This window comes from Paenibacillus sp. BGI2013, from assembly GCF_002843485.1.
GTDB classification, from domain to species: Bacteria; Bacillota; Bacilli; order Paenibacillales; family Paenibacillaceae; genus Paenibacillus; species Paenibacillus amylolyticus.
On the sequence record NZ_PJFA01000003.1, the window covers coordinates 777461 to 793300 of the forward strand.

At 43.2% G+C, this 15840-nt stretch carries 13 protein-coding genes and 1 riboswitch; of the genes, 10 read left to right on the plus strand and 3 right to left on the minus strand.

Annotation, left to right across the window (positions count from 1 at the left end):
* Positions 1 to 37: 37 nt before the first annotated feature.
* Both CXK86_RS10865 and CXK86_RS10870 read right to left on the minus strand, forming a co-directional pair.
* Positions 38 to 1018 (minus strand): DMT family transporter, encoded by a 981-nt coding sequence (locus CXK86_RS10865; RefSeq protein ID WP_047843351.1) that lies wholly within the window; start codon positions 1016 to 1018, stop codon positions 38 to 40.
* Between the two features lie 144 nt (positions 1019 to 1162).
* Positions 1163 to 1316, minus strand: a riboswitch (FMN riboswitch).
* 84 nt (positions 1317 to 1400) lie between these two features.
* Complete coding sequence (locus CXK86_RS10870) at positions 1401 to 1901, minus strand: DinB family protein (RefSeq protein ID WP_036673799.1); 501 nt, start codon at positions 1899 to 1901, stop codon at positions 1401 to 1403.
* A gap of 144 nt (positions 1902 to 2045) precedes the next feature.
* Here CXK86_RS10870 and CXK86_RS10875 point away from each other — a divergent pair, with 144 nt between their 5' ends.
* The 5 genes from CXK86_RS10875 (at position 2046) to CXK86_RS10895 (ending at position 8413) form a co-directional block, all read left to right on the plus strand.
* Positions 2046 to 2597, plus strand: coding sequence for a CGNR zinc finger domain-containing protein (locus tag CXK86_RS10875; protein ID WP_076250283.1), 552 nt, complete (start codon positions 2046 to 2048; stop codon positions 2595 to 2597).
* Between the two features lie 111 nt (positions 2598 to 2708).
* Positions 2709 to 4088 (plus strand): amidohydrolase family protein, encoded by a 1380-nt coding sequence (locus CXK86_RS10880; RefSeq protein ID WP_076250285.1) that lies wholly within the window; start codon positions 2709 to 2711, stop codon positions 4086 to 4088.
* A gap of 529 nt (positions 4089 to 4617) precedes the next feature.
* Positions 4618 to 6054 (plus strand): branched-chain amino acid transporter BcaP, encoded by a 1437-nt coding sequence (bcaP, locus tag CXK86_RS10885; protein ID WP_076250287.1) that lies wholly within the window; start codon positions 4618 to 4620, stop codon positions 6052 to 6054.
* A gap of 259 nt (positions 6055 to 6313) precedes the next feature.
* Positions 6314 to 7393 (plus strand): hypothetical protein, encoded by a 1080-nt coding sequence (locus CXK86_RS10890; protein WP_076250288.1) that lies wholly within the window; start codon positions 6314 to 6316, stop codon positions 7391 to 7393.
* 99 nt (positions 7394 to 7492) lie between these two features.
* Positions 7493 to 8413 (plus strand): tyrosine-type recombinase/integrase, encoded by a 921-nt coding sequence (locus CXK86_RS10895; RefSeq protein ID WP_047843346.1) that lies wholly within the window; start codon positions 7493 to 7495, stop codon positions 8411 to 8413.
* Between the two features lie 272 nt (positions 8414 to 8685).
* Here the strand turns inward: CXK86_RS10895 and CXK86_RS10900 are convergent, their stop codons facing one another.
* Positions 8686 to 9615, minus strand: coding sequence for an L-lactate dehydrogenase (locus CXK86_RS10900; protein ID WP_036613729.1), 930 nt, complete (start codon positions 9613 to 9615; stop codon positions 8686 to 8688).
* Positions 9616 to 9953: 338 nt separating this feature from the next.
* On the opposite strand from CXK86_RS10900, the gene CXK86_RS10905 reads away from it, so the two are divergent.
* From CXK86_RS10905 to CXK86_RS10925, 5 genes are all read left to right on the plus strand, one after another.
* A complete protein-coding gene (locus CXK86_RS10905; RefSeq protein ID WP_179087842.1) occupies positions 9954 to 11231 on the plus strand; it encodes a WD40/YVTN/BNR-like repeat-containing protein in 1278 nt (425 codons plus the stop codon).
* A gap of 148 nt (positions 11232 to 11379) precedes the next feature.
* Positions 11380 to 11589 (plus strand): hypothetical protein, encoded by a 210-nt coding sequence (locus CXK86_RS10910; protein ID WP_051447324.1) that lies wholly within the window; start codon positions 11380 to 11382, stop codon positions 11587 to 11589.
* A 471-nt stretch (positions 11590 to 12060) separates the two neighbouring features.
* On the plus strand, positions 12061 to 12933 hold the full coding sequence (locus CXK86_RS10915) for a hypothetical protein (RefSeq protein WP_101313676.1): 873 nt from the start codon (positions 12061 to 12063) through the stop codon (positions 12931 to 12933).
* Positions 12934 to 13132: 199 nt separating this feature from the next.
* Positions 13133 to 14956, plus strand: a complete 1824-nt coding sequence (locus CXK86_RS10920) for a serine hydrolase domain-containing protein (RefSeq protein WP_083684345.1) — start codon at positions 13133 to 13135, stop codon at positions 14954 to 14956.
* 61 nt (positions 14957 to 15017) lie between these two features.
* Positions 15018 to 15797, plus strand: coding sequence for a phosphotransferase family protein (locus tag CXK86_RS10925; protein ID WP_076250294.1), 780 nt, complete (start codon positions 15018 to 15020; stop codon positions 15795 to 15797).
* Positions 15798 to 15840 lie beyond the last annotated feature (43 nt).

Here is a 15840-nt window from a genome sequence, read left to right on the forward strand (position 1 = left end):
GACTATTTGTTTATATGTGGACCTCAGATATATCCACTTACTCTGTACGCAGCTTCGGTGCAGCATCGGCCGCAGTTGATGATCTTTCCTGCTGTCTGGAAATGGCGAAGAGGGCCACCCAGATCAGGATAAAACCAAGCAGTTGCTCCCATGTAATCAGTGTACGGAAAGCAATCCAGTTCACCAACACACCGGCCATCGGGAAGCTAAGTTCTGCGAGAGTTGCAACAGAGGCTTTGGTTGACGACAGACCTTTGTAATACAACAGAAGACTGAGCAAACCTGGTAACAATGCCTGACCGAGAATGTTGAGGATGACAGCGGTCTGTTCACCCGTTCCGGACGGAAACGTCCATGCTGCGCCTTCGTTCCACGTCATAAAGATCAGGAGCGGGAGAGCAACGACAAAACGAAGAGAGGTGACCGTTTCATAACGCGCCTGACCCAGCATCAATCGTCCCATAACGGTTGAACCTCCCCATAAGGCAGCAGCCCCAAGGGATAACAAGCTTCCAGCATGAATCCAGTTGTCCCAGTTACCTAATGGCAATGTGAAGCCAAATGTAAGCAGGTACGTTCCTGCTAATGCTATGAAGAACAATCCACCGAAGCGACGTGGCAACGTTTCTTTTAATAACAGTTTAGCCAGCACGATAGCGAAGAGTGGTTGCATTTTTTGCAATAAAAGCACCGTATTCGGATCGTTATGTGTTAGTGCCATGGTGAACAATACCGTTGCGAGTGCTGATCCTCCCCATGAGATAAAAATCACGGCAATCCAGTGGCGAGCACGCAGGTTTTTCAGATCAGCCCGAAATTTCCACAGTACGGGAATGGCAATAAGACTGACGATGATATGTTCCACCAGTACAATCTGCGTGGATGTCATTGTATTTAGCAAAATAATGCGGAAGAGTGGGTCGACACCCCATAAGGCGGCGCCGAGAACTACAAGCCAGAATCCGGTATTACTTCGTTCCTTGCGGTAAACAGGTGATGCTGCTGATGTCTTTTCCATATTCAGGACTCCTTCGTCAGAACACGGAATCTTCAGTTGGCAAAATCGACAAAAGCCCCCGTTTTGGTATATACCAAATAAACGGGGGCTCATCCAAGGACATGCGTCAGGAAAGAGGCCTTCCCGTGAACGGCATGTCAATGTGTTGATCTTCTCTCATCCGGACTGTACCGTCGGCCTTGGATTCACACCAAGTCAGTCGCTGAATGTCCTTCGTTAAGAACAATTAGCGAGTCGCGGGCTGGTTCCGAAGAACATCACCGCCGGTTGGGAATTGCACCCTACCCCGAAGATCCTATTCAATTATATAGTGTGTTGAACAAGCTGTAACATTAATAAGTTCATCTTATTCCTGTAAGCGCTAGCAGTTCAAGCATTTTTTTTAGAAAACGATTTTCCAGCTTCCTTGCTGTCTGCGAAGGAGCACGATCTGGCCTGCGTGATACGCATCATGGAGTACCCAGCGAGCCAGTTCGTGTGCCCATTTCTCTTCGGAGTCCATATATGCGGCTTCAAGATCAGACTCTTGTAGTGCAGCTAATTGATCTCGCAACTGCTGGGCTAATCGAGTTGTACCCTGCATCAGTGTATTCCAACCAGCTGCATCCGTTGCATCTCCCGGATTCCCAAATGTGTATTCATTGGAGTCTACAGCAGGAAGGGTAGGCTCCTTACCTTGCATGCGACATAATAAGCGATGGTTGTAATAATACATATGGTTAACCAACTGCCAGATGCTTAATCCCCCTGAGGGTGGAATCCAGGCTGCTTGTTCTGCTGTAAGGCCCTCCAAGGATTTCGACAAAGGTACAATCCAATTACATTGATCCCAAGTATCATCCTTTTGAATAAGTAACACATCTAGTGCTGTTGTGTTCGTCATTGCCTTTTCCTCCTTGCGTATAATTGTGATAGGTGATGTAACTAGCTAAAACTGATTAATGAGGTTACACTTAATATAACACATCAAAGATGAGTTGTAACCTTCTTTATTTACTTAGATGGTTACATGAACGGAGGTATATGTATGGACAGATTATGGACCGATTTTGTAAACAGCGATTATCACGATTGGCGTGGGGGAGATCGATCGGAGGACAGACTTGGGAAGGCGAACTGGCAGCAAGATTTTCTGGAACGATGGCAACTTAACGCTTCTGTCCCTGCATCTCCAGAAGAGGAGTTGTCGATGAGAAATTTCAGGAATGAATTGATAGCTCTTGGAGCCCGCTTATCTTCTGGAGCATCATTAACGGATATAGAAAAACAATGGTTGAACGGCGTTATGGAATCAGGGCATGTGAGAAGGACATTGACTACAATTGATCAGGAACTGAAACTCAAACTGGTAGCTGTAGAAACACATTGGCATCAGGTTATGGCTGAGGTAGCTGCTGATTTTGCCATGACTTTGGTGGAGGGAGAAGGCGGCAGGATTCGGATCTGTGATAATTCGGATTGTCGCTGGATGTTCTATGATGATACCCGAAGCAGAACACAGAAGTACTGTGATGATAAGATGTGTGGCAATCTGATGAAGGTCAGAAGATTTCGGGCGAAACGCAAATTCCAAAATTGATAAATACTAACAATAACTATATAATGTATATATACTAGCGAAAAAATAGTCAGAAGCAGTACAGATTCGTAAGCAGGATGTGATCGTCTTTCAAACCAAAATAGATGGGAGATGTTTCTTGTGCGGACAAGTTATCTGTTGAAAAATGGCTGTGTGTTGTCGATGGATGCTAAAATTGGACAGTATAAGAGGGCGGACGTTCTGATTCAGGATTCACTGATCATGGCGGTTCAGCCCGACCTGGATATTCCGGATGCGGAGATCATTGATGCTTCATCGATGATTATTATGCCTGGGCTGGTGGACACGCATCGGCATATGTGGGAATCACTTGTCAAAACAGCGGGAACCAACTGGTCGTTACCAGTTTATTTGCAAAATCTCTATTATGGTGCGATGGGAAGCAAGCTCCGCCCACAAGATAGTTATATTGCCAACCTGCTCGGTTCCTTGGAAGCGCTTAACGCAGGAGTGACGACAGTAATGGATTGGAGCATGCCATATTCCCCTGACCATACGGATGAACTGATTCGTGGACTTCAGGATGCTGGCATTCGGGCGGTATTTGCTCACGGATTACCTGGTGAGACGGACTACTGGAATCGGGATAGTCAACTCACGTATTCGAATAATGATGTGAGAAGAGTCAAAGAACGTTATTTTTCATCACGGGATCAATTGCTTACTTATGGGCTTGCCATTCGTGGTCCGGAGTTCAGTCATTGGGATACAACCGTGAAAGAGATCGAGCTAGCACAAGAACTGGATGCGATCTGTTCCATGCATGCCGGATTTGGCAGTTGGGGATCTGTGGATCGCTCGATTAGCCACTTGTACGAAGCGGGACTCTTAAGTCCACGGGTGAATATCGTTCATGGCAACACCATGGGCATGGATGAATACAAAATGCTGGCAGATAGCGGCGCTTCCTTGTCGGTCACACCTGAGGTTGAAATGATGATGGGGCATGGATATCCAGCCACCGGCTATTTTCTTGAACATGGGGGAACACCTACACTTGGTGTAGATGTGGTGACGTCTACAGGCGGAGATATGTTCTCGCAGATGAAGTTCGCACTTCAAGCTGAACGATCCAGAGCCAATGAACAACTTTTGCAGCAGGGTGAGATGCCTGGTGAGTTGAACTTGCAGTCCAGCCAAGTGCTGAGATTTGCAACTTCAGCTGGTGCCCAAGCGTTGGGATTGGAGCAGAAGGTGGGTACGTTGACCCCAGGGAAGGAAGCGGATCTGATCATGATTCGTACCACCGATCTGAATATGTTCCCCGTTCATGATCCAATCGGCGCTGTTGTGCAATTTGCCAATCCATCCAACGTGGATACGGTCTTTGTGGCAGGTAGACTTGTGAAGCGAGAGGGTAAGCTGTTGAATGTTGATCTGGATGCGATTCGTCATGCGGCGATGCAGAGCAAAGATTATTTGTTAACCCAATACCGGATGTCAGATGCAGAGAGAATTGCTTTCTCATAATTTACTTTTTCATAAAAACCTGAAATGAAGTCAGTTTGTATTTTTATATACACCTCTACCTATAGTAAGAAATGAAGGGCCGCATAATGATATGTGGCTCTTTTACATGCCTTCATATCGTGGAATTAGACAGGATAAGGGAGGAAGATACAGCGGAAAAAGACGAAAAGAGCTCTCTTTTTCTTAACTTCAGATAACAATGAACCAAAGATGTTTTTCGCGGGAAAATAGGCTCATAAAAACTGCGCATAATATAAATTATACGCAGTTTTGTTTTAAATCCATTTTCATATTCAACCACGTGCAACAGATCATGATAAATTTCGCGGAAAAAGAACAAAATAAGTGATCTACAAAAATAAATTTAACCAAGCAACGCGATAACGTGTAGAATTCGATAGGTTTTTATAGGTGATCGATAAGATAGAACAAATGACTTTTTCATAGAACAGATGGGAAGCCATCCAATCGCTGCTACATCCATAGCACATATTGCACATTCAAGATTCATGACGAGAGGAACATGACTATGCGTGAGAACAAACAACGATCTTCATTATTTCGTAAAAAACCAATTGCCTCCGGGGGCGATAACAGCAGTGCATTGAAACGGGCGCTTGGTCCGTTGGACTTAACCACACTCGGGGTAGGTGCGATTATCGGCACAGGGATTTTTGTGTTGACTGGTGTAGCTGCCGCAACGTATGCCGGCCCGGGACTTGTACTGTCATTTTTACTGGCAGGTATCATATGTGCATTCGCGGCATTGTGTTACTCGGAATTTGCATCAAGCATACCGGCATCGGGTAGTGCGTACACGTATAGCTATACGGCTTTTGGTGAAGTTATTGCCTGGATTCTGGGATGGGATCTGATATTGGAGTATGGTTTTGCTAGTGCGGCGGTAGCCAGTGGCTGGTCTGGATATTTCCAAACGTTATTGTCCGGATTCGGACTGGAGTTACCCCATGCGCTAACGAGTGCGTTTAGCCCGGAAAAGGGAACCTATTTTGACATCACAGCTGCGGTCATTACGTTAATTATCACTTTTCTGCTTACCCGAGGGGTGAAGGAGGCGGCTCGTGCGAACGGCATCATGGTAGCGATTAAAATTATTGTTGTGCTGATCTTCATTGGTGTAGGTGTTTTCTATGTAGAGCCAACTAACTGGCAGCCATTTTTGCCTTTTGGTATCTCAGGTGTAACAGCTGGAGCAGCAACCGTATTTTTTGCTTACATCGGATTTGATGCGGTCTCCACAGCGGCAGAAGAAGTTAAGCAGCCACAACGGGATTTGCCGATTGGAATTATTGCGTCACTGGCAATCTGTACCGTTCTCTACATCGTTGTATCGTTGATCCTCACAGGGATTGTGCCTTATAACATGTTGAATGTAAGTGATCCAGTTGCGTTTGCATTTGAATTTGTTCAATTGAAGGGATTGTCTTGGATTGTATCTCTTGGAGCGATTGCCGGCATTACGACCGTATTGCTGGTCATGATGTATGGTCAGACACGTCTGCTCTATTCCATGTCTCGTGATGGCCTGCTGTCACCTGTCTTCTCCAAAGTTAGTGGCAAGAGTCAGACACCAGCGGTAGGGACATGGGTTGCGGGCATTATCGTGGCTCTGTTCTCCGGGTTCATCTCGTTGGGACATTTGGCGGAGCTTACGAACATCGGAACGTTGTTTGCTTTTGCAGTTGTAAGTCTGGGCATTATCGTATTGCGTAAAAATAACCCGGATCTCAAACGCGGATTTCGCGTTCCACTTGTGCCACTGATTCCGATTCTGAGTGCCTTGGGTTGTGTATACTTAATGACACGCCTTGCAGCGCTGACATGGATTACGTTTTTTGCTTGGTTGATCATCGGATTAATTATCTACTTTGCGTATGGAAGGCATTACAGTCATCTGAATCCGGCACGCCGGATTGAGAGTGCTTTCAGAGCAAAGGATAAATAGATTAGTTGAGAACGTCTTTAACCGAGAACATCTTCATTTTTCCTCATTTCGTATCGCTTAGGCGAAGCGGCATGGGGATTTTTTTTATATAGAAAGATAAAGGAAGATAACAGCAGGGGAAGGTTGGAATTTTCTTCATATATGGGTAAGTAATAAGGGACGTAACCAACTTAATCATGGGGCGGGGTTGCGGCTAAGCCAAATATGAAATATATTTGGGGATGTGACATGCCATCAGACATAAGAGAGGGGATGTATCATGAACACACCATTACATACGAATTCAGATCATCAAAATGCAGCTTTTGGATTTGCATTAGCTGACTCATCCGTACTTGCAGAGGCACAATTAGTTGTTTCACAATCAGGAGGTGCAGGTGACCTACAGTTAGATATTGATCCGCAGCGCCTTCTGAAGGATGGACGTAAAGTATCTGTCATTGCACAACAGTTGGATTCACCGGTCAATCGTCAGGATGCCAATATCATCTATGGTCAGGAGCTGGCATACGTGCAGTATGCTGTTAACCTGAAACCGGATAGCTCAATCTCCATTGCATCTATTGAAGGCGTTGAACAGTCTGTTAATCTTAGTTGGGCAGCATTTACAGAGGGGGAATACGAACTTCGAATCTCCCTGCATATGAAAACACCTCGTATTGCTGAAGGTACACTCGAACCAGAACAACTTGCAATGGTTAAGTATGCGCAAGTTATCACCGTATATATATCGCTTTTCCCGGCAGATGCAGCGTCGTTGAGTTCCCCATCTCAAGCTGTGTGGAGCAGAAACCATCATGTGTTTGACTCCTACGGCAGAGGAGGATTTATTCTCGCTGACCTGCCTCGACTCGCTGAACGTGTAGAGGCACTGATAGGACCGGGTAACCATAATCTGATCGAACAATTTGCTGAAGGAAACTTGTCGGATACTTTGCTGGATGAGGGGCTGATGGCGATCGCCTGGGGCGTGACTCCGTGGTGTTATTCACTCTATTCTGCACCAGATGAGCAGTCTGCTCGAATACTCGCCGTGGACAAGCTGGGCGATGAACCTGAACGGCAAGGGATCTACCGTATTGATCCGTCCATTCAGCAATTAAGTATCGTACCTGCGAATGAGCTGGCTTATTGGCCTGCCTGTGTGCAGAATGATTGGCCTGTTATTGATGTGGCGGGTGAAGGCGAGACGTTGCATATGGATCTGTATACTCAGATCTGTGAATCCGTGAATGGGTTGCACGAGAATCCATTGCCATCGTTTGTACTTACTCGCAGTCAAGGCAAACCCGAAACGATCATTCCACTAATTGACGTTGTCATTGTGGATGAAGCCTAGGGGCTCTGTTCAGCTTAAGAAGGTTGTTCTGTCATCGCAGTGCCCGTGTAAATAATCTTAGTCAATTTATAAAGAACCGAATTGAGGTGACGTAGACAGATGATGACCGAGGAGATTCAGGAGCAATATGCGGACGAGCTAGAAGCTTTTCACATATGGATGAAGGACGCCGGATATACAGGCCATACGGTAAAATCATACACCGGTGACGTGGTGGAATTCCTGGTCTCCATTCAAGGAAAGTCACTGGAGCAGGTCAAAAAGCTGCATGTGTTGTCTTTTCTGTCCCGCGCGCGGGAGCGTGGGGTTAGTGATGCCACGAGAAATCGCAAACATGCGGCGGTGAACTGTTTTTACAAGTCCCTCATTGAACTCGAATTGTTAACGAATAATCCGGCGTTTGGGATCAAAAAATCCAAAACCGAGAAAAACCGTGCGCCTGTTTTCCTTGATGAAAGTGGGCTGACACGTTTTCTGGAGTCGGTAGAAGGCAAGTATCGTACACGTAATCTGGCTGTTTTTCTACTGATGGGATATATGGGATTACGGGTTGGAGAAGTGCATGCTCTGGATTGCAAAGACTATAATGCGGAGCGGCGTACATTAGATGTATTTGGTAAAGGTCGTAAATGGCGCTCACTCCCTGTACCGGAGACTGTGGCAAAAGTATTATCTCAAGCGATGGCTGAGCGTCTCGATCCTTGGCGGCCAAAAGAGGAAGCACTATTTGTCTCGCAAAAAGGGAAGAGACTGTCGATTCGCAGCATCCAGCTCATATCTACGGAAACCTTTGAACGCTTCCAGCAGGAATCACCAGCCAATCAACGTCAAAACTACTCCAGTCATAAGCTGCGTCACTCGTTCGCGACCATGATGTTACGGCGTGGAGCCGACTTGCGTACGGTACAGGAACTGCTTGGTCATGCATCGATTCAAACAACAACCGTGTACACACACGTCACCAGTAGGGAGAAAGAAGAGGCTATGGCTCTGCTGGACGTAAAACTTCCGACATATTAGAAGAAAAAAGCCAATATTTAATCCGAAAAGTAGTCTGTCCAAGTGACAGGCTTTTTTTGTTATTGATTTGGATGGTGGATATTTAAACATAATTAATATTATGTAAACTAATATCTGAAATCTAAATAGGCCTATAATAGAAATCAAACAAAAGAACCATTCGCCTCTTCTCTTTAGAAGAAACAAATGGCCCTTTTGGCTAAGACAGATATCTTAATTTACAACTTTTAACGTGCTGAATCGTTCACGATATGAATGATTGCGCGATTGAATTACTCGAGTCCAGCGATCTGTTCTTTTAATTTGTTAGCAGAAGCCTGGAAAGCCACTTTTTCGGTTTCATTCAACGGAAGAGGCAGAATTTCGCGCACACCGTTGCGATCGACAACACATGGAACACCCAGATAAACATCCGATACACCATTGTAATCTTCAAGGTACGTGGATACGTTCAGAACGGAGCCTTCGTTGCCGAGAATTGCAGCTACAATGCGGTCCAGAGCAAGGGCGATTGCATAGGAAGTCGCTCCTTTGGCATTAATAATCTCATACGCTGCATTTTTGGTACGGTCGAAGATATCCTGTTGTGTTTCTTCATCCAATTCCAGATCTGTTCCTGCAACGTTAGCCAGGCTCCATACCGGTACTTCGGAATCTCCATGCTCACCAATAATGTGTGCGTGAATACTACGCGGGTCGATCCCTTTATTTTTACCAATCAGGTAACGGAAACGTGCGCTATCGAGCAATGTACCTGAACCGATGACACGGGAAGCAGGCCATCCACTTTGTTTCCATGAAGTATAGGACAAAATATCTACAGGATTGGTTGCAATCAGTAAAATACCATGAGAATTCACTTCAGTAATACGCTCAATAATATCTTTGAAAATGCTTGCATTTTTCTTCAGCAGATCAATCCGGGTTTCGCCCGGTTTCTGGGAAGCACCCGCTGTAATAATAATGATATCTGCATCTTTGCAGTCGGAATAATCGCCAGCCCATACTTTCACGCCTCCCGTAAATGGAAGACCGTGGTTCATATCCAGCATTTCGCCGGTTGCTTTATCATGATTCACATCCACAAATACCAACTCGGACGAACGCTGTCTCAACATTAGCGTGTATCCCGTTGTTGTTCCCACCGCACCCATGCCTACAATCACGACACGACTTGGTTTCAGAGCTGCACTATTTGTCATGTTCAATATCCTCTCCTTTTTGGGTTATACTCCCATCCATATTAAGGGATTAGAGAATATAAAGCGAGTGTTGTCTATAAAATAGTTCACATTTCATGTCTTTTTACCAATTATTCCGTCGAAAAACAGTTTAGGATGAAATTAATGGTAATAAATGTGCGACCTATAGCCCAGAGTATGAGCTGGAAAAAGGGAGCGGGCCGACCATGAGTGGGCAATGAGCCTTTTACATAAGGTTTGTGGTAGAATAGGAGCAGTGGATTCTGATGAATCGTAAATAAAAACGCCATAGGACAGGCATGCGCGCCTGTATATTGGATGAGAGAGGTGGAACCCACTTGCGTTCGCAATGGATTAAAATCGCGCAGACAGCATTGCTGTCTATAGGTATAGCAGCTGTATTGGCTGCATGCACCGACTCAGATCAACCTCCGGTAGCAGAACCTCCGCAGCAGCAGGAGGACGCCGGGAATACAGGGCAGACGTTAACTGTCGTTCCCCCTGTGAATAGTACAGAATCTGCAGACATGGCCAAGTACCAGATACAGACCCGTTTGACCGATTTTCAGTTGCTCAATGACAACGGAGGATTGGCGTGGGGGGTGACGCGGAATGCGCTGCGCCTGTACTACACTCAGGATCAGGGAAAGACCTGGACCAATATTTCACCTTCGGAAAATGTACAATTTCCGGCTAACCCTAAATATGGACAAAGCATTTATTTTGTAGATCGTGCGCACGGTTGGATTGTTCGTGAAGGTATGGGTGGAACAGATACCATGGTGCTTCGCACCAACAATGGGGGCGTGACATGGAGTCTGTCTTCTCTGTCCAAGACGGATAAAGTGACTGCGATCTCATTTGTATCTCCTGAAAAAGGCTGGATTCTCACCACGGTCGATACCGCTATTGGTAAACAGGACAAGAAACTTTACTTTACCGAGGACGGTGGAATTACCTGGAATCGGATGTCTTCCAGTGATGAAGATGGCAAACAGGAAGCAGAAGAGATTTCCAAACGTGGATACACCACGGGCATGACTTTCTCGGATCCAAAGCATGGTTTCTTAACAGCGCTGGAGTTCGGCACACCGAAGTTGTATGTAACATCAGACGGCGGAGAGAACTGGAATACTGGACCATCCTTCTTTGATCGAAACAAATTCAACGGGTGTGGTAATTTCAGTGTTAGTTCACCACAATTTTTTGGACGTGAAGCGCAGTCAGCCTGGATGTCAATGTCCTGTTCTCAAGGGGAGAGCACAACATTCAATGGATTCTTTACCACCGATGGCGGTAAGAGCTGGAAGCTGTCCAATTTCACTTTAAACAAACAAACAGGTGCGAATCGTAACCTTTCACCAGTATTTCTGAACGCATCTGAAGGTTGGGCGATGCAAAAGGGCATAACCTACCACACCAAGGATGCGGGCAAAACGTGGAGTGCTCTTCCTGCAAGCAGTGTACTGGAGAAAATTCTCGAAGACTATCCTGAGATTGTGAAGATGCAGATGGTTACCTCCAAGCTTGGCTGGATACTGGTTGAAAATACAGATGCCAAAAGATCGTTGTTATTGCAAACGGTGGACGGCGGTGGACATTGGAAAGTACTCTAAAGTAGAGTGTTATCGATGTGAATAGATAGGAGAAAGGAGAGGAGCCTAAGGGGTTCCTTTTCTTTTTTTGCTTAGTTTGTGAAATAAATCACAAATAAATATGTTAGAAGGTGATATATTTAACTCAACAAGAGAAGGAGTGATGAAGATGAGAACCAACGGTCAAACTCAAATCACGCAGGCGGATGAATTAACCAGATATATGCTTCAATTATGCTACACATGTGACGATGCGAATCGTTGTACAACAGAGGAAGCAGTGAAGGCTTGCATGGCAGAACACGCACAGGCAGACCAACCCGAACCAGCCGAAGGTGGAGATGTAACTCGCGGGTATATGGATCTAATGTACGCTTAGGCTAATGATACACGGATCAATCACGGAGAACGCTCCTGCGGGAGGGTTCTTTTTGATTTGGAGAGAAATGTATGCGCTTTTAAATTCACTTCGCAAATATTGCAGCATGGGTTATTATAGAAATAATTAAGGTAAATTACTCAAAATGTGGAATTGTTTTATTGAATCTTAGTTTGGAGGAAGGTGACATGGATAAACGTAGTATTTATTAAACCAATGGCTTGTTTTGGGATACCAAAGGACAACTTTTGTCATCCACAAATGTGTTGCTGCAGAAGAGAATAGAATTGTTTTAAAAAAATGTTACTTTAATGAATTAATGCAACTGCAAAATGATGATTTTGCCACTAAAGCAAAGATGCTCCCTGCAACCTTTGTGATAAAGGCACGAAAACTATAGGGGCATGAAGTTAGTATAAATGAATTGAATCTACTTGGAATTGAATTTACGAATTAAAAGGAGAAATTAACTTGCATAGATTATCCTCAGAAAATTCCGGACTTATTGTTTCTGCTCATTTTGATACATTACCTGCGTTAAATTCTTTTTATATTGATTTTGAGGATGGAGAAACAATTAATGTAGAAGATGGGTACGCTACCAAGCAAAAGCGCTTATTTCGGGTTCATCATAAAGATGTGGATAACATGATTTCAAGTGTAGGTGAAAGTAATTTTTTTTCATTACATCGCGTGTTCCTAAGCTACTATGAAGCGCACTCTAAATTAGGACACCTTTGGAGTCATCAGGTTACTAAAGAAGTTGTACAAAAGGGGGAGCATATTAATATAAGCGACATAGAGAATGTGCTAGAAACGAAAGATGTTCAAATCGCTGATTCAAGAGCTTTGAAGTATGCAAATCATATCATGAACAAAGGAAAAGAACATTACGTAGAAGCAAATTCATTTCAAGAGTATTTATGGGCAATTCAGATGACCGAGCTTCTTCGAACATATAATTTGTCCGCATTTGAAAAAGTTACGATCAATAATAAAGACATATTCAATAGTTCTTATCTGTTTAAGGGTGCAATAGTAAAAAAAGAAATTAGCATAGTACTGTATGAATGGGCTAACTTATATAGTTACACACAATCTGATTTTATTAAAAGGCTAAGCAATATTCTAGAGACCATAAATATGGATATAACTCGAAACAAAAGCTTATATGATAAAAAGTCTATCAGACCTGAAGTAAACCATTTGGTATATTCGCTAGATAAACAAATTCATAGTAATTCTCATTATAAGGGTGCTTCTTTGGTATGTTTAATGCTTCTGATTTATTTGGCCCTTATTCACGTCACAGCAGTCACCAAATCAAAAGTATTAACGGAATAAACACACAAGAAAATGTTAGTTGTAAAGATATTGTTACAGATTGGAGAAAAAACGGCATATTTCCGACCGATCAGCAGTTTACTAAGTTATTCAAGCTTTGGTACTTCATCACTTCTTACTTGGTAATTAACTGGTTGAGACTTCCTCATTTCAACAAATGAATTAAGCGCTATTTAATCCATAGAACTAACACTCTACAATGAATAAAAAATTTGAAGGAGAGTGGCTAATGAAGATTAATCGAAGATATTACTATGTTAATAAAGTAATCGCTTGTGTTCTGATACTTGCATTCATCATTACGACATGTGCGGTACCTGTAAACGCTGAGGTAGAGAATGTGGAGACAACGCCCTCCAGGATTGCGTTGTCTTCGCTAGAGGAAACAATAGATTCATATGTGGCTACTAATCAGAAGAATACCGCTGCCGTTTCGGTTGTAGCTATCAAGAACGGTGAGACTATTGTGAATAAGGCCTATGGATACGCAGATATTGAGCAACAGAGAAAAGCAGACACCTCTACTGTGTTTGAATGGGGTTCAACTTCTAAACTATTGGTTTGGACGAGTGTTATGCAGCTTGTAGAACAGGGAAAGCTTGATTTGGATACCGATATTCAGGACTATTTGCCGGAAGGATTTCTAAAGAATCTTGAATACGATGCTCCCATTACCCTAATCAACCTTATGCATCATAACGCAGGATGGGAGGATAGATTGATCGATTTATGGTATTCATCCGAGAGTGATATTGTGGAATTAGGTGAAGCTTTACAAAAATTTGAACCGAGGCAGATCGATAAACCTGGGAGTGTCGTTGCTTATTCAAACTATGGTACGGCTATGGCTGCTTACATCGTTGAATTACAAAGCGGACAACCCTTTTACAAATATGTCAACGAACATATATTTAAACCGCTGAATATGAAAGACACTTCGATTCACCCGTCACAGTATGATAATTTAAACGTCTTGAAACGAAGAAACGAGATTCAGGGGTACACTACGAATCTGAAACTCATCTCTAAGAATAGAGCATACATAAGCTTGTACCCTGCGGGGGGCGCCATGGGCACAGCAGAGGATGCAGCTAGATTTCTTGCAGCCTTAATGCCGGTGGATCGTAGTAATTTATTATTTGCGAACAATGACACCTTAGACGAGATGCTGTCAACAAGTCTATATTACGATGGGACTTCAACTCCACGAATTGCACATGGCTTCTTTGAAGTGGAATACTGGGTGCCTGCACTGGAACACGCTGGAAGTACGGCGGGATTTTCAAGTAAATTTGTTTTTGACCCGGAATCTAATTTTGGGTTAGTAGTCATGACAAACCAGTCAAATGAAATGGCTTATAACGTTGGTCTTGTCCAGAAGGTGTATGGAAGTAGTTTCAGCACGAATTCAGTTGAATCTGAGAGTGGAGGATATTATCTGCCTGCGCGACGGGTCGTTTCCGGTTTTACAAAGGCATATTCGATGTTAAGTCTGCAGAAGTATACAACATTTGAGCTTAGTAACTTTGCAAATGTTGTTGAGAGTAACGGTGCTATTGAGAAGGCCTCCATTCCTTATAATGACTTTTTGCCCGTATCCAACTTAACGATAAACTTGATCAAAGCATCTTTTATTGCTCTTGCAATTGCGATCCTGCTCAGTTTGAGAGCGATAATTGGCTATTTTATTCGGTTATCCAAATACAAATTAAACAACTGGGAAAGACCCGGTACAGGGTTCGATAAATATCATATTGTCATTAATATCGCCAGTCTGGCATTCATTTTGAATACGATCCTATTGTTCATGCGCGCCTTAGGCTTCTCCCCCTATTCTTCATTGCGCATACATCTCATCTTGAACCTGGTTTATGTGATTCTAGCTGTGGTGTATCTTGTCTTGTTGTTCTACAAACTGCTGAAAAGAAGCTATAGTAAAAAGCAAAAGGCGGTATACATCATGTCTGGCATGTCGGCTTTCCTATTTGCTGCTTTTATTATGGGATGGGATTTGTACTTTTAGAGCTTAATTATCGACGAGAACATGATCAGAAAGAGCATGAGATAGTAGAAAGGATGAAACTATGAATATTCAGGATCTCCCAATTGAAATAAAAGAACATATAGGGGAAGTCCAGAAAATCACTTTTCCTAAGCAAGGTCATACTTCTACTGTGGCTATACTGGATACGTTTGATCAAAAGTACATCATCAAGAAGACAGAAAACGATCTTTATAATGAATGGTTATCCGATGAATATAAGGTGCTCCAATACCTTTACCATACGGGACTCCCTGTTCCAAAGGTATATTCATTTCATACTGAGAACACATCGAGATGGCTTCTGATGGATTATATTGATGGAATAAGTTTAAGAGAATTTCTCTCTAAGATGCCTGACCTCCAAAGTAAAGAAAAAGCGATTTTTAACTTTGGGCTTTGTTTAAAGAAAATACATGAATGCTCTTGTCCTGTTGAATTATTGAACAATGACAGTCCTTGGTTAGATACAATGCTTAATAAAGCAGAATATAATCTAACTCACTTTGCTGTAGACGGATCAGCAGAGCTACTTCAACAGTTGAAAGAAGCAAGACCAAAACCAATAGAGAACACTTTCATCCATGGAGATTTTACTATAGATAATGTGCTAGTTAATGATTGCAATATTGTTGGAGTTATTGACTGGGCAGGAGCAGCTTATGGCGATCCAAGATATGATGTAGCATTAGCCATTAGACCGAAACATAATGCTTTTGATAATGAAAGAGATAGAGAAATATTTTATAACGGGTATGGAAAGTTAAGAATAACGGATGAAGAATATAATTACTTTGAAGATGGGATATATAACTTCTTTTAGTGTGCCAATAAATTGTTCTTCAAACGTATATTAATCTCTCTAG